At 72.9% G+C, this 23,093-nt stretch carries 18 protein-coding genes; 11 read left to right on the top strand and 7 right to left on the bottom strand.

From position 1 onward, the window contains the following. Positions 1 to 5 precede the first annotated feature (5 nt). Together HT134_RS29150 and HT134_RS29155 are read left to right on the top strand one after the other, a co-directional pair. Positions 6 to 458, top strand: coding sequence for a nuclear transport factor 2 family protein (locus HT134_RS29150; protein WP_175603654.1), 453 nt, complete (start codon positions 6 to 8; stop codon positions 456 to 458). A gap of 245 nt (positions 459 to 703) precedes the next feature. Beyond that, positions 704 to 1,591 (top strand): VOC family protein, encoded by an 888-nt coding sequence (locus HT134_RS29155; RefSeq protein WP_175603655.1) that lies wholly within the window; start codon positions 704 to 706, stop codon positions 1,589 to 1,591. A 266-nt stretch (positions 1,592 to 1,857) separates the two neighbouring features. Here HT134_RS29155 and HT134_RS29160 read toward each other — a convergent pair whose 3' ends face one another. Further along, positions 1,858 to 2,406 (bottom strand): GNAT family N-acetyltransferase, encoded by a 549-nt coding sequence (locus HT134_RS29160; protein WP_175603656.1) that lies wholly within the window; start codon positions 2,404 to 2,406, stop codon positions 1,858 to 1,860. 417 nt (positions 2,407 to 2,823) lie between these two features. Here HT134_RS29160 and HT134_RS29165 point away from each other — a divergent pair, with 417 nt between their 5' ends. The 5 genes from HT134_RS29165 to nirD are packed head-to-tail and all read left to right on the top strand — an operon-like array spanning position 2,824 to position 10,389. Beyond that, a complete protein-coding gene (locus tag HT134_RS29165; RefSeq protein WP_175603657.1) occupies positions 2,824 to 4,134 on the top strand; it encodes an MFS transporter in 1,311 nt (436 codons plus the stop codon). A gap of 3 nt (positions 4,135 to 4,137) precedes the next feature. Further along, positions 4,138 to 6,162: a molybdopterin oxidoreductase family protein gene (locus HT134_RS29170; RefSeq protein WP_175603658.1), complete on the top strand. Its 2,025-nt coding sequence runs from the start codon at positions 4,138 to 4,140 to the stop codon at positions 6,160 to 6,162. Beyond that, positions 6,159 to 7,556 carry an FAD-dependent oxidoreductase gene (locus HT134_RS29175; RefSeq protein ID WP_175603659.1) on the top strand — a complete coding sequence of 466 codons (1,398 nt, stop codon included), beginning with the start codon at positions 6,159 to 6,161 and terminating at the stop codon, positions 7,554 to 7,556. Before HT134_RS29170 ends, HT134_RS29175 begins: the two co-directional genes overlap by 4 nt. Next, positions 7,553 to 9,988, top strand: a complete 2,436-nt coding sequence (gene nirB / locus HT134_RS29180) for a nitrite reductase large subunit NirB (RefSeq protein ID WP_175603660.1) — start codon at positions 7,553 to 7,555, stop codon at positions 9,986 to 9,988. Before HT134_RS29175 ends, nirB begins: the two co-directional genes overlap by 4 nt. Then, positions 9,985 to 10,389, top strand: a complete 405-nt coding sequence (gene nirD / locus HT134_RS29185) for a nitrite reductase small subunit NirD (protein ID WP_312888520.1) — start codon at positions 9,985 to 9,987, stop codon at positions 10,387 to 10,389. Before nirB ends, nirD begins: the two co-directional genes overlap by 4 nt. Here the strand turns inward: nirD and HT134_RS29190 are convergent. The 6 genes from HT134_RS29190 to HT134_RS29215 are packed head-to-tail and all read right to left on the bottom strand — an operon-like array spanning position 10,360 to position 18,262. Further along, complete coding sequence (locus HT134_RS29190) at positions 10,360 to 12,771, bottom strand: glycoside hydrolase family 2 protein (RefSeq protein WP_175603661.1); 2,412 nt, start codon at positions 12,769 to 12,771, stop codon at positions 10,360 to 10,362. The two genes, nirD and HT134_RS29190, sit on opposite strands and share 30 nt — an antisense overlap. Beyond that, the gene (locus tag HT134_RS29195; RefSeq protein ID WP_175603827.1) at positions 12,768 to 13,658 is read right to left on the bottom strand and encodes an ABC transporter ATP-binding protein; all 891 of its coding nucleotides are present in this window, start codon (positions 13,656 to 13,658) and stop codon (positions 12,768 to 12,770) included. Before HT134_RS29195 ends, HT134_RS29190 begins: the two co-directional genes overlap by 4 nt. A gap of 14 nt (positions 13,659 to 13,672) precedes the next feature. After that, positions 13,673 to 14,614, bottom strand: a complete 942-nt coding sequence (locus HT134_RS29200; RefSeq protein ID WP_175603662.1) for an ABC transporter ATP-binding protein — start codon at positions 14,612 to 14,614, stop codon at positions 13,673 to 13,675. Then, positions 14,611 to 15,498, bottom strand: a complete 888-nt coding sequence (locus HT134_RS29205; protein ID WP_175603663.1) for an ABC transporter permease — start codon at positions 15,496 to 15,498, stop codon at positions 14,611 to 14,613. Before HT134_RS29205 ends, HT134_RS29200 begins: the two co-directional genes overlap by 4 nt. After that, the gene (locus HT134_RS29210) at positions 15,495 to 16,490 is read right to left on the bottom strand and encodes an ABC transporter permease (RefSeq protein ID WP_175603664.1); all 996 of its coding nucleotides are present in this window, start codon (positions 16,488 to 16,490) and stop codon (positions 15,495 to 15,497) included. The genes HT134_RS29205 and HT134_RS29210 overlap by 4 nt, the downstream gene beginning before the upstream one ends. Positions 16,491 to 16,504: 14 nt before the next feature. Then, a complete protein-coding gene (locus HT134_RS29215) occupies positions 16,505 to 18,262 on the bottom strand; it encodes an ABC transporter substrate-binding protein (protein ID WP_175603665.1) in 1,758 nt (585 codons plus the stop codon). A gap of 269 nt (positions 18,263 to 18,531) precedes the next feature. On the opposite strand from HT134_RS29215, the gene HT134_RS29220 reads away from it, so the two are divergent. The 4 genes from HT134_RS29220 to HT134_RS48180 all read left to right on the top strand — a co-directional run bounded on the left by HT134_RS29220 (position 18,532) and on the right by HT134_RS48180 (position 23,077). Further along, positions 18,532 to 19,557, top strand: a complete 1,026-nt coding sequence (locus HT134_RS29220; protein ID WP_175603666.1) for a LacI family DNA-binding transcriptional regulator — start codon at positions 18,532 to 18,534, stop codon at positions 19,555 to 19,557. Positions 19,558 to 19,634: 77 nt separating this feature from the next. Continuing rightward, entirely contained in the window at positions 19,635 to 21,137 is a 1,503-nt protein-coding gene (locus HT134_RS29225; RefSeq protein WP_175603667.1) for a sugar ABC transporter ATP-binding protein, read from the top strand. Further along, complete coding sequence (locus HT134_RS48175) at positions 21,127 to 22,092, top strand: ABC transporter permease (RefSeq protein WP_376768118.1); 966 nt, start codon at positions 21,127 to 21,129, stop codon at positions 22,090 to 22,092. The genes HT134_RS29225 and HT134_RS48175 overlap by 11 nt, the downstream gene beginning before the upstream one ends. A gap of 13 nt (positions 22,093 to 22,105) precedes the next feature. Further along, a complete protein-coding gene (locus tag HT134_RS48180) occupies positions 22,106 to 23,077 on the top strand; it encodes a substrate-binding domain-containing protein (protein WP_281387714.1) in 972 nt (323 codons plus the stop codon). The last annotated feature ends 16 nt before the right edge of the window (positions 23,078 to 23,093 follow it).

Below are 23,093 nucleotides of genomic sequence, written 5' to 3' on the forward strand. Positions count from 1 at the left end.
CAGGGATGGACCTCCGCGAGCTCGCCGACCGCCTGGAGATCACCGACCTGCTGGGCCGTTACGCCCGCGCCGTCGACTCCGGCCAGTGGCACCTCCTCGACCACGTCTTCACCCCCGACGCCGTCATCGACTACCGCTCCGCGGGCGGCATCCGCGGCACCCGCGCCGAGGTCACGGCGTGGCTGGCCGACGTGCTGTCCGGGTGGCCCGGCCGGCTGCACCTGATCGGCTCCGTCACCATCAGCTTCGACGGGCCCGGCCCCGGGGCGCGGGACGAGGCCGCGGTGAGCGCCGCGTTCACCGACACGCTGGCCCCGTCCCGCGAGATGGTGGCGGCCGGCACCGCCGGGCTGCTGCGGGGCGGCGGCTGGTACCACCACCGCGTGTGCCGCACCCCCGACGGCTGGCGCAGCCGCGAGCTGGTCGAGGAGCAGTCCTGGCGGACCATCACCGGCTGAGGCCGCGGAGCCCGCTCCCTCACGTCGCCAGGCGGCGCCGCGCTTGAGCCGGACCCACGACGGCCTCGACCGCGGCGCGCCGCAGGCCACCATCTTTACGTTGACAAGATGCCGGATCTCCACCAATCTTTCCCATGACAAGATGGCAGGGACGAACGGCCCCATCCACAGCCCTGATCGGTGGCTGTCCGGCCCTGCCCGGTCACCGGCATCGGACTCGCGCCCACGACACCGAAGGACTACGGATGAACGCTCATGGCACCTCGCCGGACATCGACTACATCGACCACACGGTGCTCATCACCGCCGATCTCGCCGCGGCGTCCGCCCGCTTCGAGGCCCTCGGCTTCACGCTCAGCCCGGCCTCGCCCCACCTGCTGGCCGAACGCCCCGGCGGCCCGCTCCTGCCCACCTGCACCGCCAACCGGTGCGCCTACTTCGGCCAGTCGTTCATCGAACTGCTCGGCGTCGTCGACCCGGCCGCCCCCGACCCCTGGGGCGTCCACCAGCTGCGCGAGACCTACCCCGGCCTGCTGATGACCCTCGGCTCCCGTGACGTGCGGGCCACCGCCGACCGGCTGCACGCCGCCGGCCTGGCCTCGACCGGCGTGCGCGCGCTGGAACGAGAGGTCTCCACCCCCGAAGGGCCCCGCACCGTCCGCGCCGACAGCGTCCGCATCGATGCGGAGCACACCCCCGAGGGCGCGCTCCAGGCCACCCAGCACCACACGCCGGAGTACGTCCACCAACCGCGCTTCCTCGATCACCCCAACGGCGCGACAGGGCTGCACAGCGTGCTGCTGGTCGTCCCCGACGACGAGGTGGACACCCACGAGGAACGCTACGCCCGGATGCTCGACACCGACGTGTGGATCGACGGCGTCAAGCGAGTGCTGCCGCTGCGGCACGGCCGCGTGGAGATCGTCCCCCACTCCGCGCTCCACGAGCTGCTGCCTGGACACACCCCGCCCGCCCTGCCCCTGCTGGCCGCCCACACCATCGCCGTGACCGACCTGACCGTCGCGCGCAAGCTCATCGAAGGCAACACCGTCGCGACACACACCACCCCTGACGGTTTCTACGTCGCCGCCGAGGACGCCTGCGGCGTGCCGCTCGCCTTCATCGAGGGCTGACCCGGACCACGCGGCGGACGGCCCTCGGCTTCGCCAAGAGGCGGACGCGGCCGGAAGGGGGCGCGCATCGGCGGACGTCGGGGTGCCGAACGCCCGGCGGCTGGTGTGGATCTCCCGCGCGTGCTCGACGGATCAGCCGGCGACAACGGTGGTCAGCCGCCCGGCGCCTCGTCGTCCGGGGGCGCGGGGAGGATCCACGGTGTTGTCCGGCCCTGTCATCGACCAGCGTCTGGGCCGGACGCGCTCCGCCGGCGGCGCCGCGCGGCTCAGACCTCTGGGAGGGAGGGGTCGGGTGTCCAGGGGTTCGGTGCGGTGATCGACCAGCGTTCGTGGTCGCGCCACGCCCCGTCGATGAAGAGGTACGCGGGCGACAGCCCTTCGTAGCGGAACCCCAGGCGCTGGGCCAGGGCCAGGGATGCCTTGTTGCCCGGCTGGATGTTCGCCTCCAGCCGGTGGAGCCGCAGGTCGGTGAAGGCGTACCGCAGGGCGAGGGTGAGCCCCTCGGTCATGTAACCCCGGCCCGCGGACGGGGCGAAGGCCGCGTAGCCGAGGGACGCGCCCTGGTAGCGGCCCCGGATGATCGAGTTGATGTTGACCGTGCCGGCGGCCGCGCCGGTCTCCCGGACGCGGATCAGGAAGCCCTGGTTGAGGCCGTCGTCGAAGCGGCGCATCCAGGACGTGAAGTCCTCCGCGGTCGCGGGGAGCTGCATCCACGGCTGGTGCAGCTCGGTGCTGGCCCGCACGAGCGAGCAGAACTCGTCCTGGTCGGAGAGGGTGAGCGGGTGCAGTTCGACCCGTGATGGCATTTCGGACATAGATCAACGTTAGGGCCTGTGGTGGGCATGGGTCGCCGGAGTTCTCCATGCGGGACGATCTCGGTGTGGGGCGTGGTGGCGCCGATCTCTCGGCATCGGCTCTCTCCCGTCGAGCCGGCCGGCGCTCGGGGGTCAGGGGGCCGGAGGCCACCGGCAAGAGGGTGTGGGGGAGCTCGGCTCCCCCGCTGTCACAGCCCGAACCCAGATCGCGCGAAGCGCGCCCCCGGGAGGACCTTGCCTTTGAAGTCCCTTCTCACAATGGCTTTGTTGCGGACGTGTTTCGAGCGTTACCCATGTGTGCGCCTTGTTACAGCCGTGCGACACACGTAACCGGAGCACCGCCACGGACCGTCAGAGTGCGTAACCCGCGCTTCCTACGCTCGGCGACCAGTAAGAGGAAGAGCGTAGGAGGAGATGATGGCGCGGTGGCTCGCCGAATGGCACCCCGATGACGAGACCTTCTGGGAGACCACGGGCAAGAGGATCGCACGGCGGAACCTCATCTTCTCGATCTTCGCGGAGCATCTGGGCTTCACCGTCTGGACCCTCTGGAGCATCGTGGCGACCAGGATGGGCGCCTACCAGTTCTCCACCGACCAGCTGTTCTGGCTGGTCGCGCTGCCCAACCTGATCGGGTCGGCGCTGCGCGTGCCCTACACGTTCGGCCCGGCGCGCTTCGGCGGGCGGACCTTCACCACCTTCAGCGCGCTCATGCTGCTGATCCCCGCCGTCCTCCTCGGGGTGGCGGTGAGCGACCCGGGCACGCCGTACTGGCTGTTCCTGCTGATCGCGGCGCTGGCCGGCGTCGGCGGCGGCAACTTCGCCTCCAGCATGGCCAACATCACCTACTTCTACCCGCGCTCCCGGCAGGGTGTCGCCCTCGGGCTCAACGCCGCCGGCGGCAACATCGGCGTCAGCTCCGTGCAGCTCGTCATGCCGCTGGTGATCGGCGGGCTGGGGCTGGCCGCCGCGGGGTGGTTCTGGGTGCCGTTCATCCTGCTGGCCGCCGGGTGCGCCTGGTTCTTCATGGACAACCTGGCCAGCGCCAAGGCCAGCCCGCGCGAGCAGCTCGCGGTGGCCGGGCGGGCGCAGACGTGGGTGATGTCGTTCCTCTACATCGGCACGTTCGGCTCGTTCATCGGCTACTCGACGGCGTTCCCGCTGCTGGCCAAGAGCCTGTTCCCGGACTCGCCGTGGGCGGCGGTGGCCTTCGCCGGGCCGCTGGTCGGCTCGCTGATCCGGCCGGTGGGCGGCTGGCTGGCCGACCGGCTCGGCGGCGCCCCGGTCACGCTGTGGAACTTCGCCGGCATGGGCGCCGGGGTCGCGCTGGTGTGGCTGGCGGTCGAGGCGGGCGCGTTCTGGCCGTTCTTCCTGGCCTTCCAGGTGCTGTTCGTCACGGCCGGCATCGGCAACGGCTCCACGTACCGGATGATCCCCGCGATCTTCCAGGCGAAGGCGGTCGCCGAGCGCGGCGAGAGCGAGGAGGCGCTGCTGTACGGCAAGCGGCAGGCGTCGGCGGCGATCGGCATCATCTCCGCGGTAGGCGCGCTGGGCGGGTTCCTCATCAACCGGGCGTTCGGGATGTCGTTCGCGCAGACCGGCAGCCCCGCGACCGCGCTGGCCGCCTTCGGCGCCTTCTACGTGGCCTGCTTCGTCCTGACCTGGTGGTGCTACACGCGGACGGTCGGCGTCTCGCGGGTGGCCAGCCTCGCCCACGCGCGGGTCTGAGACATGACGGACCTTCCCGTGCTGAGCCACTGCCCCTACTGCGCCCTGCAGTGCGGCATGGCCATCACCGCCGAGGCGGTGATCAGTCCCCGGACCGACATCCCCGCCAACGCCGGCGGCGCCCTGTGCCAGAAGGGCTGGACCGCGGCCGAGCTGCTGACCGGCGGCGAGCGCCTGACCACCCCGCTGCTGCACGGCAGGCCCGTCTCGTGGGAGAGCGCGCTCGACCACGTGGCCGGCCGGCTGTCCGAGATCCGCGCCGAGCACGGCCCCGACGGCGTGGCCGTGTTCGGCGGCGGCGGGCTGACCAACGAGAAGGCCTACCAGCTCGGCAAGTTCGCCCGGGTGGTGCTCGGCACGAGCCAGATCGACTACAACGGCCGCTTCTGCATGTCGTCGGCCGCCGCCGCATCGTCGCGGGCGTTCGGGATGGACCGCGGCATGCCGTTCCCGGTCACGGACCTCGCCGAGGCCGACGTGGTGCTGCTGGCCGGCGGCAACGTGGCCGAGACGATGCCGCCGTTCGTGCGGCACCTGAACGGGCCGCGGCTCATCGTCGTGGACCCGCGCCGCACCGCGACCGCCAAGCTCGCCTGGCTGCACCTGCAGCCGACCCCGGGCACCGACCTGGCGCTGGCGCTCGGCCTGCTGCACCTGGCGATCGCCGACGGGCTGGTGGACGAGGAGTACGTCGCCGCCCGCACCTCCGGCTTCGACGCGGTGCGCACCTCGCTCGCCTCGTGGTGGCCGGAGCGGGTCGAGCGGATCACCGGCGTGCCGGTGCCCCGCATGCGGCAGGCGGTCCGCGCGCTGGCCTCGGCCGGGCGCGGGATCGTGCTCACCGGGCGCGGCGCCGAGCAGCACGCCAAGGGCACCGACACGGTCACCGCGTTCATCAACCTGGCGCTGGCGCTCGGCCTGCCCGGCCGGGAGGGCTCCGGGTACGGCTGCCTGACCGGGCAGGGCAACGGCCAGGGCGGACGGGAGCACGGCCAGAAGGCCGACCAGCTCCCCGGCTACCGCCGGATCGACGACCCGGCGGCCCGCGAGCACGTCGCCCGCGTGTGGGGGGTCCCGCCCGAGGACCTGCCCGGCCCCGGCCGTTCGGCCTACGAGCTGCTGGACGCGCTCGGCACCCCGGAGGGGCCGCGGGCGCTGCTGCTGTTCGGCTCGAACCCGGTGGTCTCGGCGCCCCGCTCGGGGCACGTCGCCGACCGGCTGCGCGCCCTGGACCTGCTGGTGGTGGCCGACGTCGTGCTGTCGGAGACCGCCGCCATGGCCAACGTGGTCTTCCCGGTCACCCAGTGGGCCGAGGAGACCGGCACGATGACGAACCTGGAGGGCAGGGTGCTGCTGCGCCGCCAGGCGGTCCGGCCGCCCGACGGCGTCCGCGGCGACCTGGAGCTGCTGCAGGGGCTGGCCAAGCGGTTCGGCCACGCGTTCTCCGCCGACCCGCGCGAGGTGTTCGACGAGCTGCGCCGGGCCAGCGCGGGCGGGCTCGCCGACTACGCGGGCATCACGTACGAGCGGATCGAGGCGGAGAAGGGCGTCTTCTGGCCCTGCCCCTCCCCCGACCACCCCGGCACGCCGCGGCCGTTCCTCGACCGGTTCGCCACCCCGGACGGCCGGGCCAGGTTCGTGGCGGTCGAGCACCGCCCGGCCGTCGAGGAGATCGACGAGGACTACCCCCTCTACCTCACGACCGGCCGGGTGCTCGCCCAGTACCAGAGCGGCGCTCAGACCCGCCGCATCGCCCCGCTGGCCGAGGCGGCGCCCGAGCCGTTCGTGGAGCTGCACCCGGACCTCGCCGGCGAGCTGGAGATCGGCGCCGGCGACCTGGTGCGGGTCACCAGCAGGCGGGGCGAGGGCCGGTGGGTGGCCAGGATCAGCGACGCGATCAGGCGCGACACGGTGTTCATGCCGTTCCACTGGGAGGGCGTCAACCGCCTGACCAACCCCGCGCTCGATCCCGTCTCCCGGATGCCGGAGTTCAAGGTGTGCGCCGTCAGAGTGGAGAGGGTCGCATGAGACTCGTCGTCGTAGGCAACGGCATGGCCGGCTCACGGCTGGTCAGCGAGGTGCGGGCGCGCGACCCGCACGTCACGGTCACGGTGCTCGGCGCCGAGACGTGCCGGCCGTACAACAGGGTGCTGCTGTCGAACGTGCTGGCCGGGACGACCCGGCCCGACCAGGTGCGGCTGGTGGAGCCGTCGTGGTACGCCGCGCACGGGGTGGAGGCGGTGTTCGGCAGCGCCGTCACGTGCCTGGACCGGGACGCCCGCATGGTGGTCACCGAGGACGGGCGGCGGGTGCCGTACGACGTGCTCGTCCTGGCCACCGGCAGCGAGGCGATCGTGCCGCCCATCCCCGGCGTGGAGCGGGCGATCCCGTTCCGCACGCTGGACGACTGCGAGCGCATCCTGGAGGCGGCCGGGCGCAGCCGGCGGGCCGTGGTCGTCGGCGGCGGGCTGCTCGGCGTCGAGGCGGCCCGCGGCCTGGCCGGGCGGGGCCTGCCCGTGACGCTGCTGCACCTGGCCGGCCACCTGATGGAGCGCCAGCTCGACGTGGAGGCCGGGCAGGTGCTCGGCGAGACGCTGGCCGGGCTGGGCGTGGACATCCGCACCGGCGTGACCGCGCGGGAGGTGCGCGCGGACGGCGTGGCGCTGGCGGACGGCGAGCTGGTCGAGGGCGACCTGGTGATCCTGGCCTGCGGCGTGCGCCCGCTCACCGGCCTGGCCGCCGACGCCGGGCTGGAGGTGCGGCGCGGCGTCGTCGTGGACGACGAGATGCGCACCGACGACCCGTCGATCTTCGCGATCGGCGAGTGCGCCGAGCACGACGGCACCGTGTACGGCCTGGTGGCGCCCGCCTGGGAGCAGGCCACGGTGGCGGCCGACGTCATCACCGGCGGCAAGGCGCTCTACCGGGGCTCGCGGCTGGTGACCCGGTTGAAGGCCAAGAGCGTGGAGCTGGCCGCGATGGGCGAGACGCAGCTCACCGAGGAGCACGCCGAGGTGGTGCGCTTCAGCCACCGGGCCCGCGGCACCTACCGCAAGCTCGTCATCCGCGACGGCCGGCTGGTGGGCGCGATCCTGCTGGGCGAGAGCGACGCGGTCGGCACGCTGACGCAGCTGTTCGACCGGGGCGGCACGCTGCCGGGCGACCGGGCCGGGCTGCTGTTCCCGGGCCTGTCGTCGGCGGCGCACGTGGCCGACAGCCCGACGCTGATGCCGGACGCGGCCCGGGTGTGCCAGTGCAACAACGTGACCAAGGGCCAGATCCGGGCGTGCTGGGAGGCCGGCGCGCGGGACGTGGCCGGGATAGCGGCGGCGACCAGGGCCACGACCGGCTGCGGCACCTGCCGCGACGCCGTCGAGGGCATCGTCGGCTGGCTGTGTGAGCAGGAAGGAGTTTCGGCATGAGCCGAGTCGTCGTCGCGGGGTACGGGCCCGCCGCCCACCGGTTCGTGGAGGCGCTGCGCGAGCGGGGCTTCGACGGCCGGATCACGGTGATCGGCGAGGAGCCCCGCCCCGCCTACGACCGGGTGGCGCTGACGTCGTACCTGACCGGCACGAGCCTCGCGGACCTGACCTACGCGGTGCCCGAGGGCGTCGAGACCCTGCTCGGGACCCGCGTGACCGGTATCGACCGGGAGGCGCGCGTGGTCGCCACGGCCGGGGGCGCCACGGTGCCGTACGACGTGCTGGTCCTGGCCACCGGGTCGGCGCCGTTCGTGCCGCCGGTGCCGGGGGCGGAGCACGCCCACGTCTACCGCACGATCGACGACCTCGACGCGATCCGGGCGGCGTCGGACGGCGCGTCGGAGGGCGTGGTGGTCGGCGGCGGCCTGCTCGGCCTGGAGGCGGCCGACGCGCTGCGCGGCCTGGGCCTGCGCACGCACATCGTGGAGATGAGCCCGTGGCTCATGCCGCGCCAGGTGGACGAGGGCGGCGGCGCGGTCCTGAAGGGCCACATCGAGGACCTGGGGCTGAGCGTCCACGCCGGCGCGGGCGTCCAGGAGGTCGTCACCGACGCCGAGGGGCGGGTCACCGGCCTGCGCAAGCCCGACGGCTCCCTGCTCGACGCGCAGATCGTCGTCTTCTCGGCCGGGATCAGGCCGCGCGACGAGCTGGCCCGGGCCGCCGGGATCGACGTGGGCGAGCGCGGCGGCGTCGTGGTGGACGCGGGCATGCGCACCTCCGACCCGGCCGTGTACGCCATCGGCGAGTGCGCGCTGGCCGGCGGCCAGGTCTACGGCCTGGTCGGGCCGTGCAACACGATGGCCGAGGTGGCCGCCGACCGGATCCTCGGCGGGACGGCCGTCTTCGAGGGGGCTGACCTGTCGACCAAGCTGAAGCTGCTCGGCGTCGAGGTGGCCCAGTTCGGGGCGATGAGCGGGGCGCTCGACGTCACGTACATGGACCCGGTGGGCGGCGTCTACAAGAGGCTGTTCATCAGCGACGACGCCCGGACGCTGCTCGGCGGCATCTGCGTGGGCGACGCCGCGCCGTACGCGACGCTGCGGCCGTTCGTCGGCAAGCCGCTGCCGGCCGCGCCGGCCGACCTGCTGTTCACCGGGACGGGCGCGGCCGGCCTGGACCTGCCGGACGAGGCGCAGGTCTGCTCCTGCAACAACGTGAGCGCGGGCGCGGTGCGCGCCGCCATCGCCGACAAGGGCGTGAGCGACGTCCCCGGGGTCAAGGCGTGCACGCGGGCCGGCACCACGTGCGGCAGCTGCGTGCCGATGCTCAAGCAGCTCCTGGAGAAGTCGGGCGTCGAGATCAGCAAGGCGCTGTGCGAGCACTTCACCTACTCGCGGGCCGAGCTGTTCGACATCATCCGCGTGCGCGGCGTCACGACGTTCTCGGAGCTGATCGCGGGCCACGGGACGGGGCGCGGCTGCGACATCTGCAAGCCCACGGTGGCCTCGATCCTGGCCTCGCTGCACAACGGGCACGTGCTGGAGGGCGAGCGGGCGGCGCTGCAGGACACCAACGACGCGTACCTGGCCAACATCCAGAAGAACGGCACCTACTCGGTCGTCCCGCGCATCCCGGGCGGCGAGATCACGCCGGACAAGCTCATCGTGATCGGCGAGGTGGCCCGCGACTTCGGCCTCTACACCAAGATCACCGGCGGGCAGCGGATCGACCTGTTCGGCGCCCGCGTCGAACAGCTCCCGCAGATCTGGAAGCGGCTGGTGGACGCCGGGTTCGAGTCGGGCCACGCGTACGGCAAGGCGCTGCGCACGGTGAAGTCGTGCGTCGGCTCCACCTGGTGCCGCTACGGCGTGCAGGACTCGGTGGGCCTGGCCATCGCCCTCGAACTGCGTTATCGCGGCCTGCGGGCCCCGCACAAGCTGAAGTCGGCGGTGTCGGGCTGCGCCCGCGAGTGCGCCGAGGCCCGCTCGAAGGACTTCGGCATCATCGCGACCGAGCAGGGCTGGAACCTGTACGTCGGCGGCAACGGCGGCTTCAAGCCCCGCCACGCCGACCTGTTCGCCTCCGACCTGACCACGGACGAGCTGATCAGGACCATCGACCGGTTCCTCATGTACTACATCCGCACGGCCGACCGGCTCCAGCGCACCGCCGCCTGGGTCGAGTCCATCGAGGGCGGCCTCGACCACGTCCGCGACGTGATCGTGAACGACTCGCTGGGGCTGTGCGCCGAGCTGGACGCCCAGATGGCCCACCACGTGTCCACGTACGAGGACGAGTGGCGGGCCACCATCGAGGACCCGGAGAAGCTGAGCCGCTTCGTCAGCTTCGTCAACGCCCCCGGCGTCCCCGACCCCTCGATCGTCTTCGAACGCGAACGTGACCAGATCAAGCCGATGGTGGTGACCCCGTGACCGTGACCCTTCCCATGACCTGGACGACCGTGTGCGACTACCACGTGCTGCTGCCGGAGCGCGGCGTGTGCGCCCTGGTGGGCGGCGAGCAGGTGGCCGTCTTCCGCACCTTCGACGGCGCCGTGTACGCGATCGGCAACCTCGACCCGTTCAGCGGCGCCCATGTGCTCTCCCGGGGCATCGTCGGCACGCGGGGCGGCGAGCCGACGGTGGCCTCCCCCCTGCACAAGCAGGTGTTCTCGCTGGTCACGGGCGCCTGCCTGGACGAGCCGGGCACGGCGGTGCCGACCTATCCGGCGCGGGTGGCGGACGGCCGGGTGGAGGTGGCCGCACGGGCCGCCCTGCCGGAGCGGGACGGCCCGGTCAACGCGTCAGGGCGCAGTCTCGTTGACGCACCGTAGGACGGGGTGGCCGGTCAGGGCGCCAGGGTCCAGCTCCTGGCCGGTCGCCACGGTGAACGTCGCCGACTCCCCCGGCAGCAGGGTGACGAGCATGTCGTCCACCGAGGCGCCGGGGTCCAGCCGGTCGGGGAACAGCGCCAGGTCGCGCAGCACCGTCCGGGCGGTGACCGTGACCCGGTAGCCGCCCGCGACCGGCTCGGCGCGCGCCTCGTAGGCGGCCGGCGGGAAGTCCACGGCGGTGTCCTCGGCGTAGAAGCCCACGGCCCGGCTCTCGCCCAGCCGGGCGACCAGCAGCTCGCGCCGCGGGTCGCCCGGGACGCCCACGGCCGGGGGCAGCGGGATGCGGGCCGCCGACCGGGGCGGCGCGTCGACCGGGACGGCCTCCTTGGCCAGCGGCTCGCCGCCGAGCCCGTGCCGGACGAGCAGCAGCTCGCCCCGCCACGGCCGGTCGGCGTCGTTGACGACGGCGACCTCGCCGTCGAGCACGGCCAGCAGCCGGTCGGCGTAGACGCGGCGCAGCGCGTACCACAGCGGCTTGCGCCGCCCGTCGCCGTCCACCGCCGACCAGGAGGTCACCGGCCAGCAGTCGTTGAGCTGCCACAGGATCGTGCCGGAGCAGTGCGGGGCGAGCGCGCGGAAGCGCTCGATGCCGTAGCTGACGGCGCGGGCCTGGTTGAGCTGGGTCAGCCAGTGCCAGGCGTCGAACGTGCCCGGCCGCGGCAGGTGGTCGCCGAGGCCGCGCAGCAGCTTGCCGTTGCCGTCGTCGGCCTTCTGGTGGTGCAGCACGAGCGGCGCGTCGCAGGCCAGCTCGCCGGTGATGGCGCGGCGCATGGTCGCGTACGCCGCCGGGCCCTGGAAGCCGAACTCGGCGACGAAGCGCGGGGTGTAGGCGGCGTAGCGGGTGTAGTCCTCGCGGTTCCACACGTCCCAGATGTGCACGGTGCCGCTCGCCGGGTCGTTGGGCGGCAGCTCGGGCGACCCGGAGTACGGGCTGCCCGGCCAGTACGGCCGCGTGGGGTCGAGCTCGGCGACGATCGAGGGCAGCAGGTCGTGGTAGAAGCCGGCGCCCCAGGTGCGGCCCTCCAGGCGCTCGGGCCAGCCCCAGTCCGCGTGTCCCTCCAGGTTCTCGTTGTTGCCGCACCACAGCACGAGGCTGGGGTGGGGGGCCAGACGGGTGACGTTCTCGCGGGCCTCGGCCTCCACCTCCGCGCGGAACGGCTCCTCCTCCGGGTACGCGGCGCAGGCGAACGGGAAGTCCTGCCAGACCATGAGGCCCAGCTCGTCGGCCAGGTCGTAGAAGTCCTCGCTCTCGTACAGGCCGCCGCCCCAGACGCGCAGCAGGTTGACGCCCGCCCCGGTGGCCTGGGCGAACCGCCCGGCCAGGCGCTCGCGGGTGACGCGGGCCGGGAAGCAGTCGTCGGGGATCCAGTTGACGCCGCGCACGAACACCGGCACGCCGTTGACCGTCAGCCGGAACGCCTCGCGCTCCAGCTCGACGGTCCGGAAGCCGATCTTCCGCCGCCACTCCCCCGCGGCCCGGCCGTTGCCGTCGCCGAGCCGGACGGTCAGGTCGTGGCGGTGCGGGGCGCCGTACCCGCGGGGCCACCACAGCGCCGGCTCCTCCACCGACAGGCGCGCGACCGCGCGGCGCCGCCCGGCGGGGATCGGCACCTCGACGCTCTCCCCGGCCACCTCGGCCGTCACCACCAGCGGCTCCTCCGACGTCCGCTCGACCCGGACGTGCACCTCCACCTCCCCCCGATCCCCCGCGACGCGGACGACGGGCCGGACCTCGGCCAGGCGGGCGCCGCTCCAGCTCTCCAGTCCGACGGGCCGCCAGACGCCGGCCGTGACGAGGGCCGGGCCCCAGTCCCAGCCGAAGTTGCAGGCCGCCTTGCGCACGAACGGGTACGGCGCCGCGTACGCGCCGGGCCGGTCGCCGAGGGCCGCCCGCCACGCCTCGGCGTACGCGGGGGCCGGGTCGAAGCGGATCTCCAGCGTGTTGGCGCCCTCGCGCAGCAGGTGGCGCACCGGGAAGCGGTACGAGCGGTGCTGGTTGGCCGTCTGCCCGAGGCGGACGCCGTTGAGCGTGACCGTGGCGACGGTGTCCAGGCCCTCGCACACGAGGTCGGTGCGCTCGTGCCCGTCGGGCGTCCAGGTGAAGGCGGTGGCGTAGGTCCAGGGGGTGTCGCCGATCCAGCCCAGCCGGTTCTCGTTGTCGTCGAGGTAGGGGTCGTCGATGAGGCCCGCGGCGAGCAGGTCGGTGTGGACGCAGCCGGGCACGGTCGCGGGCACCGCCCCGGCGTCCAGGACCTCGGAGGGGACGGCGGTGCCGGCGGGCCGCAGGGTCCAGCCGTCGGACAGCGGGTGGTACACAGTCAAGAAACGTCTCCTTGGCAGTCGCTGAGCCGGGCGCAGGCCACGAAGTGCCCCGGCGTGGCCTCCGCCAGGCCGCCGACGGCCCCCGTGTCGTGGTAGAGGCAGGAGCGCACCTCGGGCGCGTCCTCCCAGGGGGCGTGCAGCCGGGGCACGGCCGCCAGCAGCCGGCGGGTGTAGGGGTGGAGCGGGTCGCCGAACACCTGCTCGGTCGGGCCGCGCTCCACGACCGTGCCGCGCCACAGCACGACGGTCCGCTCGGCGAGGTAGGTGCCGAGCGCGAGGTCGTGCGTGACGTACAGCACGGCGAGACCGCGGGCCTTGAGGTCGGCCAGCAGGTTCAGCACGTCGACGCGGGTGGAGGCGTCGAGCATGCTGGTGATCTCGTCGGCGACGAGCAGCTTGAGGTCCAGCAGCAGCGCGCGGGCGATGAGCATGCGCTGGAGCTGGCCGCCGCTGAGCTGGTGGGGGTACTTGCCGAGGACCTCCCCGGGGTTGAGGCGGACGTCGCGCACGGCCGCGCGGACCCGCGCGGCCCACTCGTCCTCGGGCACGCCCGGATGGTACGTCTCCTTGATCAGCCGGAACACCCGGTCGGCCTTGAAGACCGGGTTGTAGCAGCTGAACGGGTCCTGGAAGACGCCCTGGACGGAGCGGTAGTAGTCGCGGCCGGGGCGGACGGGGGCGCCGGCGACGGTGATGGAGCCGCCCGTGACGGGGGTGAGGCCGAGGATCATGCGGCCGATCGTGGACTTGCCGCTGCCGCTCTCGCCGATGAGCGAGACCACCTCGCCGGCCCGGACGTCGAAGCTGACGCGGTCCACGGCGGTCACCGCCTTCCCGCCGAGGGCGCCGACCCGGTACGTCTTGGTGACGTTGTCGAGTTTCAGCATGTCGGAGGTGAGCATCAGACCTTCCAGCAGGCGACGTGGTGGCCGGGGGCGACCTCGGTGACGGGCGGCTGCTCTGCGCAGCCGTCGTCGGCGAGGGGACAGCGCTCGCGGAAGCGGCAGCCGGGCGGCGGGTCGAGCAGCGAGGGCGGGCTGCCGGCGATGCCGGTCAGCCGCCGGCCCGCGTGCCGGGCGCCGACCTCGGGCAGCGCGTTGACGAGCAGCCGGGTGTACGGGTGGCGCGGCTGTTCGACCAGCACCTCGGCGGGCGCCTTCTCGGCGAGCCGCCCGGCGTACATCACCATGATCGTGTCGGCGATGCGGGCGGTGAGCGCGAGGTCGTGGGTGATGAAGACCATGCTCGTGACGTGCCCGGCGTCGCGGAAGCCGAGCAGCGCCCGCGCGACCGCCTGCTGGGTGGAGACGTCGAGCGCGGAGGTGATCTCGTCGGCGATCAGCAGCGACGGGTCGAGCAGGGTCGAGATCACCATGACCACGCGCTGCCTCATGCCGCCGGACAGCTCGATCGGGTAGCGGTCGAGCACCTCGCGCGGCAGCCCGACCTGGGCGAGGCGCGACTCCAGCTTGGCGCGGTCGGGGGTCTCGCCGCGCGAGCGCAGCAGCTCGGCCACCATGCGGCCGATCTTCCGGGTCGGGTTCAGGGCGCTCATCGAGTACTGCGGGACGAGCGACACCTCGCGGAAGCGGAAGGCGTTCATGGCCCGGTCGTCGGCGATGGGCAGCTCCCGGCCGTCCAGCTCGACGGTGCCGCCGGCGTGGCGCATGCGGCCGTCCAGCCGGATGAGGCTCTTGCCGAGCGTCGTCTTGCCGCAGCCCGACTCGCCGGCCAGGCCGAGGATCTCGCCGTCGGCCACGGTGAACGACACCCCGTCGAGCGCCCGCACCTCGCCGCGCAGCGTCTGGTAGGAGACCCGCAGGTCGGTGACCGTCAGGCTCATGTCGTCCTCAGCTTCGGGTTGAAGACCTCGTCGAGGCCGACGTTGGCGACGTACAGGGCGCCGACGACGGCGGTGATCGCCGCGCCGGGCGGGACGAACCACCACCACAGGCCGAGCTGGAGCGCGCTCCACTGGGTGGCGTTCTGCAGCATCAGCCCGAGCGAGACGCCCTCGGTGGGGCCGAGGCCGATGAAGTCGAGCGAGGAGGCGATGAGGACGGAGCCGCCGAACAGCAGGATGAAGGTCATGAACAGGTAGGAGCTCATGTTCGGCGCGATCTCCCGGGCGATGATCCGGCCCGTGCCGAGGCCGCTGAGCCGGGCCAGGTCCACGAAGTCGCGGGTGCGCAGCGAGAACGTCTGCGCCCTGATCGCGCGGGCCGCCCACGGCCAGGAGGTGAGCCCGATGAACAGGCCCTGCACGGCGACGCCGCGGACGCCGAGGTAGGCGTTGACGACGAGCAGCACCGCCAGCGTCGGGATGACGAGGATGACGTTGGTGAGCATGGTCAGCGCCTCGTCCGGCAGCCCGCCCCGGTAGCCGGCGGTGAAGCCGACCACCATCGCGATCAGCGCGGCGATGCCGCCGCCGAGCGCGCCGACGGCGAACGTGGTGCGCAGGCCGTGGACGAACTGGGTGAAGACGTCCTGGCCGAAGGTCGTGGTGCCGAACCAGTGCTCGGCCGACGGCGGCAGCATGGGCGCGGCGACGTACTCGTTGGGCGGGGCCGAGCCGAGCAGCAGCGGCCCGAGCAGGCCGGTCAGCAGCAGGACCAGCACGACGGCGAAGCCGGTGACCAGCTTGCCGTTGCGCACGGCGAAGTGCAGGGCCTCGCGCCGCACCACGCGCGGCTCGGGCCGGGTCTCGGTGGGCGCCGCCGTCATCCCCGCGCCCCCGCCATCCCGGCCCGGGTACGGGGATCGACGACGACGTACACGAGGTCGATGACGAAGTTGGCCACGAGCACCCCGATCACGATGAACATGAACGTGCCCTGCAGGAGGAAGAAGTCCTGGTTCTGGATGGCCTTGAGGATGAGGCTGCCCAGGCCGGGATAGGAGAAGACGATCTCGGTGACGAGCGCGCCGGCCACGAGCACGCCGAGCTGCAGGGCCAGCCCGGTGATCTGCGGCAGGACGGCGTTGCGGAAGGCGTAGCGGCGGATCAGCCGCGCGGGCGCGCCGAGCGCGGCCAGGTAGGACGCGTAGTCGGACTCCAGCTCGTAGATGATCATGTTGCGCATGCCGATGGCCCAGCCGCCGAGCGCGACGAGGAACAACGACAGGAACGGCAGCACCCAGTGGTGCAGCAGGTCGAGCAGGAAGCCGGCGGTGAAGGAGGGCTGCAGGGAGAAGCTGTAGCCGCCGGCCACGGGGAACCAGCCGGCGACGACGCCGAGCCCCCAGGCGAGGATCACGGCCAGCCACATGTACGGGGTGGCGGTCAGGACGTACCCGAGGGGCAGGACGGTGTTGTCGAGCAGCCGGCGCCGCGCCGCGAACGCGCCGAGCCGGTTGCCGGCGACCCAGCTCAGCAGCACGGCCGGCACCATGAGCCCGAGCGTGTACGGCACGGCGCGCAGGATGACCGTGCTGACCGGGGTGGGGAACAGCCAGATGCTGATGCCGAAGTCGCCCCGCAGCAGCGTGCCCCAGAAGCTCGCGTACTGCTGCCACAGCGGCCGGTCGAGGCCGAACAGGTTCGTGTAGTAGACCCGCATGGCCTCGACGGCGGCGGGCTGGGAGACGCCGGCCCGGGCCAGCATGCCGGCCACGGGGTCGCCCGGCATGAAGCGCGGGATCATCCAGTTGACGGTGACGGCGACCACGAAGGTCAGCGCGTAGACGAGCAGTTTCCTGCCGAAGTAACGACGCACGTGGGGCTCCAGCGCTAGGAGGCGGCGGGCTGGATCTGGGTGAGGGTCTCGAAGCCGCCGAGCTCCATCCAGTTGCGCCACATGGCCGGCGCCGACTTGGGGGCGCCCGGCTTGGCCGACGGCCAGTTCTTCCACACGCTGACGCTGGACTGCGCCCACAGGCCGTTGTACCAGAGCGGGATGATCGGCAGCTCGTCCAGGTGGATCTGCTGGAGCTGGGAGATGATCGCCTTCATGCCCGCGGTGTCGTCGGTCCTGACCTGGTCGAGCCGCTGGACGAGCTGCCAGGCCCGCTTGTTCTCGTAGCGGCCGAAGTTGACGGTGTTCTGCGTCTTCTGGACGGGGAGCTGGAAGATGTAGTCGTAGTAGGTCCAGGGCGTGCTGGACAGCTGCCGCTCGTTGTTGAGCAGCAGGTCGAAGTCGCCCTTGCCGCGCTTCTCGACCAGGGCGTTGAAGTCGGGGAAGTCGGGGGTGACGTCGATGCCGGCGGCCTTGGCGCCGGCCGCGATGGTGCGGGCGGCCTCCATCCAGTCGGTCCAGCCGGTGGGCACGATGAGCGTCAGCTTGATCCTGGAGCCGTCCTTGTTCTCCACCAGCCCGTCGCCGTCGCGGTCGCGGTAGCCGGCGTCGGCGAGCGTCTTCTTGGCCTTGGCGGTGTCGAAGGTGAAGCCGCTGCGGCCCACCACCGCCTGGTCGACGAACTGCTCCCACTGCGGCAGCAGCCCCGTCGGGCTGGCGGCCTTGACCAGGTTGCCGTACACGCCCTCGACGATCTTCTTGGTGTCGACGGACGAGGCGAGCGCCTTGCGGAAGGCCGGGTCGTCCATGGGCTTCTTGCGCGTGTTGGGCACCAGCCAGGCGGTGTTGGCCGACAGCATGTACGGCGGCTGATCGTAGTAGGACACGATGCCGAAGTTGCCCTTGACCAGGTTGGCCACGCCGGGCAGGAAGTTGTTGCTCAGGTCGAGGCCCTTCTGCAGCAGCATGCCCATGGCCACCTCGTTGCCGGGGGTGGCCACGTCCACGATGTAGCGCGGCTTCGGCTCGACGCCGAGCGCGCTCCTGCCCCACCAGTCGTCGCGCCGCTTCCACACCACGCGGTCCTGGTCGTGGCTCTGGTACGTGTAGGCGCCCGTGCCCACGGGCTTGTCGTTGACGCCGTTGAGCACGTCCTCCTCCGACCGGCCGGACCACAGGTGCTCGGGCACGATGGAGCGGCTGTAGAGGTTGAAGTCCCACTCCTGGTAGTTGGCGGTGGAGAAGGTGAAGCGCACGGTCCGCTCGTCCACGGCGTCGGCGCTCTTCAGCCAGTCCCACAGGTGGTGGTAGGGGCTGGTCGCCATCTTGCCGAGCCCGAAGGAGAAGGCGACGTCCTCGGCCGTCAGCGGCTTGCCGTCGGACCACTTCACGCCGGCGCGCAGCTTGGCCTCGTACACGGTGGGGCTGGTCCAGGAGCCGCTCTCGGCCAGCCACGGGACGAGCTTGGCGGCGTTGGGGTCGTAGTGGAACAGGGTCTCGTAGACCAGGCCCTTCGTGCCGGTCGCGGAGTCCCACTCGCGGATGGGGTTGAAGTTGGCGGGCGGTCCCCACTGGGTGCCGGTGGTGTAGAGGGTCTCGTTGCGGGGCAGCGCCCCGGGGTTCGCCCCGGTCGCCCCCTGGGAGCCGGGAGGAGCCGCCGTCGGGCCCACGGTGGGGCCGCCGCCGGAGCACGCGGCGGCGGTCAGGGCCGCCGCCGCCAGGAGCGGGACGAGGATCGGCGTCCGCTTGCGCATCTGTCTCTCCTTCCCCCGCCCGCTTTCGCGCGGCGGAGGCTCGACCGTCTGTGTCAGCCCCCGAAGCTCCGACCGGTCGTATGAGAGCGCTCCCACTGAACCGGTGAAGTAACGCGAACGTAAAGTGGTCCGGGCGCGGCGTCAAGACCCGTTCTGATCGCGCCGCTTCCGGCGCCGGACCCTGGTCGTGCCATCCGGGCGGCGCGGTAGTAAGGTGCGTGTGCACGAGTGGCTAACCGGTTCACTCGGCGGCGTATCGAGGGGGATCGGTGAAGCGACCGACGATCGCCGACATCGCGCGTCGGGCGGGCGTGTCCAAGGTGGCGGTCTCGTACGCCCTGAACGACCGGCCGGGGGTGTCGGAGGCGAGGCGTGCCGCGATCAAGGCGATCGCGGAGGAGATCGGCTGGCGGCCCAACAGCGCCGCGCGGGCGCTGAGCGGGGCGCGGGCCCGATCGGTGGGGCTGACCCTGTGCCGGCCCGCGCGCATCCTCGGCGTGGAGCCGTTCTTCATGGAGTTGATCAGCGGCATCGAGGGCGAGCTGGCCGACCGCTCGTACGCGCTGATGCTCCAGGTGGCCGCCACGCCGGAGCAGGAGGCGGAGGTCCACCGGCGCTGGTGGGGCGAGCGGCGGGTGGACGGCGCCATCCTCGTCGACCTGCGCTTCGACGACCCGCGCGTGAGCGCGCTGGAGGAGCTGGGGCTGCCGGCCGTGGTGATCGGCCATCCGTCGCAGGCCGGCGCGCTGACGCCGGTCTGGTCCGACGACGCCGCGGCCGTCCGCGAGACCGTCGAGTACCTCGCCGCGCTCGGCCACCGCCGCATCGCCCGGGTGGCGGGCCTGCCCGAGCTGGTCCACACCGTGCTGCGCGACCAGGCGTTCACCGCCGTGTGCGAGGAGCTCGGCCTGGAGCAGCACGCCATCATGCACACCGACTACACCGGCGGCGAGGGCGCCCGGGCCACGCGCCGCCTGCTCGGCTCGCCCACCCGGCCCACCGCCGTCGTCTACGACAACGACATCATGGCCGTGGCCGGCATGTCGGCGGCCCAGGAGATGCGGCTCGACGTGCCGGGCGACCTGTCGATCGTGGCCTGGGACGACTCCCCGCTGTCGCAGATCGTCCGGCCCGCGCTGAGCGCGCTCACCCGCGACATCCCCGCGTACGGGGCGCACGCGGCGCGCGCGCTGCTGGCGCTCATCGGCGGCGAGCTGGTCGAGGGCGTGCGCGACGAGGACGCCCGGCTCGTGCCCCGCGGCAGCACCGCCCCTCCCCCGCCGCGCCGGCCGTGACCCTCCGGAAACCCTGACGGCGCACCTGACCTGCGCCTTTCAGGTTCGTACGGCGTGTTATCGGCAAGTATCACGACGTGACGGGGGACATTCTCCGGGCCGAGGGCCTGCGCAAACAGTTCCCGGGCGTCCTCGCCCTGGACGGGGTGGACCTGAGCCTGCGCGCGGGCGAGGTGCACGTGCTGCTGGGCGAGAACGGCGCCGGGAAGAGCACGCTCATCAAGATCTTGTCCGGCGCCTACCACCCGGACGGCGGCCGGGTGGTCATGGACGGGCGGCCGGTGCGGATCCGGTCGGCGGGCGACGCCCGGGCGCTCGGGATCGCCACCATCTACCAGGAGTTCAACCTGGTCCCCCAGCTCACGGTGGCGGAGAACCTGGCGCTCGGCCGCCCGCCGCGCCGCTTCGGCCTCGTGGACCGGGCCCGCATGGAGCGGGACGCGGCCGGCCTGCTGGCCCGCGTGGACGTGCGGGTCGATCCGCGCACGCCCGTCGGCCGGCTCGGCATCGCGCGGATGCAGATGGTCGAGATCGCCAAGGCGCTCGCGCTGGAGGCGCGGATCCTCATCATGGACGAGCCGACCGCGGTGCTGACCACCGGCGAGGTCGAGAAGCTGTTCGCGATCGTCAGGCAGCTGCGCGACGAGGGCGTGTCCATCGTGTTCATCACCCACCACCTGGAGGAGATCCCGCAGATCGGCGACCGGGTGACCGTGCTGCGCGACGGCCGCTCCGTGGCCGAGGTGCCCGCCTCCACGCCGCACGACGAGCTGGTCCGGCTCATGGTGGGCCGCCCCATCGACCAGCAGTACCCGCGGCAGCGCGCCCGCCCCGGCGAGCCGCTGCTGAGGGTGACGGGGCTGACCCGGCGCGGGGTGTTCGCGGACGTGTCGTTCGAGGTGCGCGCGGGCGAGGTGGTCGGCGTGGCCGGGCTCGTCGGCGCGGGCCGGACCGAGGTCGCGCGGGCGGTCTTCGGCGCCGACCACTACGACGCGGGCGAGGTCACCGTGAACGGCCGGCGGCTGCCGCCCGGCGACGTGCACGCGGCCATGGAGGCGGGGCTCGGCCTCGTCCCCGAGGACCGCAAGGGCCAGGGCCTGGTGCTGGGCGCCGCCGTGGCCGAGAACCTGGGCCTGGTCACCCTGCGCGACGCCACCCGGGCCGGGTTCGTGGACCGCAGGGGCCAGCGCAGCGCCGCCGCCAAGGTCGCCGACCAGCTCGGCATCCGCATGGCGGGCCTCGACCAGGAGGTCCGCACCCTGTCCGGTGGCAACCAGCAGAAGGTCGTCATCGGCAAGTGGCTCGTGGCGGGGGCCCGCGTGCTCATCCTGGACGAGCCGACCCGGGGCGTCGACGTGGGCGCCCGGGTCGAGATCTACCAGCTCGTCAACGAGCTGACCGCCGCGGGCGACGCCGTCCTGATGATCTCCAGCGACCTGCCGGAGGTGCTCGGGATGAGCGACCGGATCCTCGTCATGGCGCGCGGCCGCCTGGTCGGCGAGCTCCCGGCCGCCGGGGCCACGCAGGACGACGTGATGGCGATGGCCGTCGCGGAGGTGGAGGGTGGCCGTGTCCAGTAACGTGCTCGTCCAGCGGCGCTCGCCGGCGGCGGTGTGGCTCGCCGAGAACGGCGCGCTGGTCGCGCTCGTCGTGCTCGTCGTCGGGCTGTCGGTGCTGTCGTCCGACTTCCTCAGCGTCACCAACCTGCTCAACGTGGGCGTGCAGGCGGCCGTCACCGCGATCCTCGCGTTCGGCTCCACGTTCGTCATCGTCACCGGCGGCATCGACCTGTCGGTGGGGTCGGTGGCCGCGCTGTCGGCCATCGCGCTGGCCTGGGGCGCCACGCCCGCGGGCTGGCCGTGGCCGGTCGCCACCGTCGCCGGGCTGGCGGTGGGCGTGGCGTGCGGGCTGGTCAACGCGGTCCTCATCGCGTACGGCAAGCTGCCGCCGTTCATCGCCACGCTGGCCATGCTGGGCGTCGCCCGCGGCCTGGCCCTGGTGATCTCGCAGGGCAGCCCCATCGAGCTGCCGGCGCAGGTGGCCCACCTCGGCGACACGATCGGGCGCTACCTGCCCGTCCCCGTCATCGTCATGGTTGTCATGGGGGTCGTCGCGGCCGTGATCCTCAACCGCACCTACGCGGGCCGCGCCATGTACGCCATCGGCGGCAACGAGGAGGCCGCCCGCCTGTCCGGCATCAAGGTGGACCGGCAGAAGCTCATCACGTACGCGCTGTCGGGCGGGTTCGCCGCGGTGGCCGGCATCGTGCTGGCCAGCCGCCTGGCCTCGGCCCAGCCGCAGGCCGCGACCGGCTACGAGCTGGACGCGATCGCGGCCGTGGTCATCGGCGGGGCCAGCCTGTCCGGCGGCAAGGGACGTGCGCTGGGCACGTTCGTCGGGGCGCTCATCCTGGCCGTCCTGCGCAACGGCCTCAACCTGCTGTCGGTCTCGGCGTTCTGGCAGCAGGTGGTGATCGGCGTGGTCATCGCGCTCGCGGTCCTCGTCGACACCCTGCGCCGCAGGGAAACGTCCTAGGAGGGGGAAGATCATGCGGATTTCCGCGACAGTCCTGGCCACGGCCGCCCTGGTGGCGGGCCTGGCCGGGTGCGGCTCGTCCGGTTCGGCGGGTTCGGCGGCCTCGGCGGGCTCGGCCGGGGGCGGCTCGGCCGGCGGGGCCGGCGTCAAGATCGGCATGTCGGTCTCGACGCTGAACAACCCGTACTTCGTGCAGTTCAGGGACGGCGCGCAGGCCGCGGCCGCCCGGCTCGGCGCCGCGCTGACCGTCACCGACGCCCAGAACGACGCCTCCCAGCAGGTCAACCAGGTCCAGAACTTCACCAGCCAGAACATGAAGGCGATCATCATCAACCCGGTCGACTCCGACGCGGCGGCGCCCGCGGTCAAGGCCGCCGACCGCGTCTCCATCCCGGTGATCGCCGCCGACCGCGGCGTCAACGGCGCCGAGGTGGCCCAGACCGTCGCCTCCGACAACGTGGCGGGCGGCCGGTACGCGGCCCAGGAGCTGGCCAAGGCGGTGGGCGGGAGCGGCAAGGTGGTGGTCCTGCAGGGGGTGCCCGGCACGTCCGCCAGCCGTGACCGCGGCCAGGGCTTCACCGAGGGCATCAAGGCGTACCCCGGGATCCAGGTCGTCGCCCAGCAGCCGGCCGACTTCGACCGCACCAAGGGCCTGGACGTCATGACGAACCTGCTCCAGTCGCACCCCGACCTGAACGGCGTCTTCGCCGAGAACGACGAGATGGCGCTCGGCGCGGTCAAGGCGCTCGGCGCCAAGGCCGGTCAGCAGGTCAAGGTGGTCGGCTTCGACGGCACGCCCGAGGGGCTGAAGGCGGTGGCGGCGGGCACCATGACCGCGACGATCGCCCAGCAGCCGAAGCTGCTCGGCCAGCGGGCTGTGGAGGCCGCGGTCAAGGCGGCCAACGGCGAGACGATCGCGAAGACGGTGGCCGTGCCGGTGAAGGTCGCCACGAAGGCCAACGTCGCCCAGTTCCAGACGTCCTGAGGCGTTCGGGGGGCTC

The organism is Nonomuraea rhodomycinica, assembly GCF_013363995.1.
GTDB classification, from domain to species: Bacteria; Actinomycetota; Actinomycetes; order Streptosporangiales; family Streptosporangiaceae; genus Nonomuraea; species Nonomuraea rhodomycinica.

Coding starts and splice junctions, on each gene's coding strand:
- HT134_RS29150 (WP_175603654.1), top strand. CDS start 6: ATGGACCTCCGCGAGCTCGCCGACCGCCTGGAGATCACCGACCTGCTG.
- HT134_RS29155 (WP_175603655.1), top strand. CDS start 704: ATGAACGCTCATGGCACCTCGCCGGACATCGACTACATCGACCACACG.
- HT134_RS29160 (WP_175603656.1), bottom strand. CDS start 2,406: ATGTCCGAAATGCCATCACGGGTCGAACTGCACCCGCTCACCCTCTCC.
- HT134_RS29165 (WP_175603657.1), top strand. CDS start 2,824: ATGGCGCGGTGGCTCGCCGAATGGCACCCCGATGACGAGACCTTCTGG.
- HT134_RS29170 (WP_175603658.1), top strand. CDS start 4,138: ATGACGGACCTTCCCGTGCTGAGCCACTGCCCCTACTGCGCCCTGCAG.
- HT134_RS29175 (WP_175603659.1), top strand. CDS start 6,159: ATGAGACTCGTCGTCGTAGGCAACGGCATGGCCGGCTCACGGCTGGTC.
- nirB (WP_175603660.1), top strand. CDS start 7,553: ATGAGCCGAGTCGTCGTCGCGGGGTACGGGCCCGCCGCCCACCGGTTC.
- HT134_RS29195 (WP_175603827.1), bottom strand. CDS start 13,658: ATGCTGAAACTCGACAACGTCACCAAGACGTACCGGGTCGGCGCCCTC.
- HT134_RS29200 (WP_175603662.1), bottom strand. CDS start 14,614: ATGAGCCTGACGGTCACCGACCTGCGGGTCTCCTACCAGACGCTGCGC.
- HT134_RS29205 (WP_175603663.1), bottom strand. CDS start 15,498: ATGACGGCGGCGCCCACCGAGACCCGGCCCGAGCCGCGCGTGGTGCGG.
- HT134_RS29215 (WP_175603665.1), bottom strand. CDS start 18,262: ATGCGCAAGCGGACGCCGATCCTCGTCCCGCTCCTGGCGGCGGCGGCC.
- HT134_RS48180 (WP_281387714.1), top strand. CDS start 22,106: ATGCGGATTTCCGCGACAGTCCTGGCCACGGCCGCCCTGGTGGCGGGC.